The organism is Candidatus Thiosymbion oneisti, from assembly GCF_900092655.1.
In the GTDB taxonomy this organism is placed as follows: Bacteria; Pseudomonadota; Gammaproteobacteria; order Chromatiales; family Chromatiaceae; genus Thiosymbion; species Thiosymbion oneisti.
This window is the reverse complement of record NZ_FLUY01000677.1, coordinates 1-1,752: the sequence shown is the minus strand read 5'-3', so window position 1 is coordinate 1,752 and position 1,752 is coordinate 1. Positions and strand designations below refer to the sequence as shown.

General features: G+C 61.6%; 1 protein-coding gene. It reads left to right on the top strand.

Going from position 1 to position 1,752, the window contains the following annotated elements:
* The first annotated feature begins 353 nt into the window (after window positions 1-353).
* Window positions 354-1,013, top strand: a complete 660-nt coding sequence (locus BQ17_RS07355; RefSeq protein WP_089725715.1) for an endonuclease III domain-containing protein — start codon at window positions 354-356, stop codon at window positions 1,011-1,013.
* Window positions 1,014-1,752: the final 739 nt, after the last annotated feature.

Below are 1,752 nucleotides of genomic sequence, written 5' to 3'. Positions count from 1 at the left end.
ACAGCCCGTAGGTTGGGCAAAGCCGGTAGGATGTGGTGAGCGCCGGGCGCGGAGCGACCGGCGCGAACCGCATCGATAGTGCGGTGAGCGCTTGCCTACTGCCTCAGAGACAACAGGGACAAGACAGGCAACCGCATCTTTGGATGGCGGCGAGCCCAACATCCGCGTCATGAAACCTTGGCCGCTGGAGTGGCCACAACTGCATTCCCACGCTGGAGCCTGGGAACGAGCGTGAATCTTCCCGAAAACATGGCCTTGTCGGGTGGGCTGTGCCTACCGCCGCCCCCGTCACCCTGGTATCAGGAACCTTGATCGAAAAGAAAATTACCGGCGCTCACCCTGGCCCGGAACGGATGCCGGCGCTCGACGCCGAGCGGCTACACAGGGTCTACCGGTCGTTGCTGGCGCAGTATGGTCCTCAACACTGGTGGCCGGGCGACTCGCCGTTCGAGGTCATGGTCGGCGCCATCCTCACCCAGAACACCGCCTGGACCAATGTGGAGCGGGGCCTGGAACGGCTGTGCGACCGCATCCCACTCCAGGCCCAAGCGATCCTCTCCCTGCCGGGTGACGAGCTGGCCGAATGCCTGCGGCCGGTCGGTTACTTCAACGTCAAATCCAAGCGGCTGCGGAATTTCTGCCGCGCCTATCTGGAGGCGGGCGGGTTGGACGGCTTGTGGGCCTTGGCAACCGAAGAACTGCGCCGCTGGCTGCTGGACATCCACGGCATCGGCCCCGAAACGGCGGACGATATGCTGCTCTATGCCTTCGAGCGTCCGGTCTTCGTCGTGGACGCCTACACCCGCCGCATCTTCGAGCGGCTCGGTGTACTGACCGGGAACCCAGGCTATGAGGCCATCCGCCAGGGTTTCGAGACAGCCCTCGGCAAGGACGTTCCCTTGTTCAACGAGTACCACGCCCTCATCGTGCGACACGGCAAGACCATATGCCGCCCTACCCGACCACTATGCGCCCAATGTTGCCTGCGTGAGTGCTGTCCTGAAGCGCCGTAGGTTGGGCAAAGCCGGTAGGATGCGGTGAGCGTGGTATACCGCCTCATGGATGGCATTGACGGCCAGCGCGAACCGCATCGCCGGATAGCCCATGCCCGACATTGCGCACGCGCTTTCGGGATTCGATGACGGGCACCTTTTTCGTCAACGGCATGTTTGAATAATCTAATGGGTTAGAGCCGCCTGATCGCTGAAAATACCTATTTTTCAAGGTGCCTTTACGGGGGTTGATGCGGTTCGTTGCGGGCGTCCATCGATGCGGTTCGCGCCCCCGCGTGGTGCCATCCTGTAAGACCTACCGCGCTCACCGCATCCTACGGCCCTCTGAGTGCCCCTTTGTGGCTTTGTGGCTTTGTGTGATGTTTGTCTTTACTCACACCAAGCCACAAAGCCACGAAGAATAGCGCATCAATCCAACACCGCAGTAGACGGAGGCGGCGGGATGCGCTGCGCTTTCCCGCCCTACGGTCCTCGGGGCAAGCTCTCTCCCGGCGGGAGGGTGTCGCAAAAACGGTAGCGTCAGTTGCCAGTCTGTGAAATTTAAACCACAGAGGACACAGAGAATTGGCCGATTCCTTTCTCTGTGTTCTCTGTGTTCTCTGTGGTTCGAAATGACTTTTTGTCTGGCTCCCACGCTCCAGCGTCCTGCAACCTTATCCCGAGCGAAGCGAGGGATCTGGCCGCCGGAGCGACCCGCCTGCGTGACACTCCGCGGCGCGGAGCTTCCGCGTTCCCACGC

What these genes read in the sequence shown, in the direction of transcription:
- BQ17_RS07355 (WP_089725715.1), top strand. Translation starts at nt 354, where the DNA reads ATGCCGGCGCTCGACGCCGAGCGGCTACACAGGGTCTACCGGTCGTTG.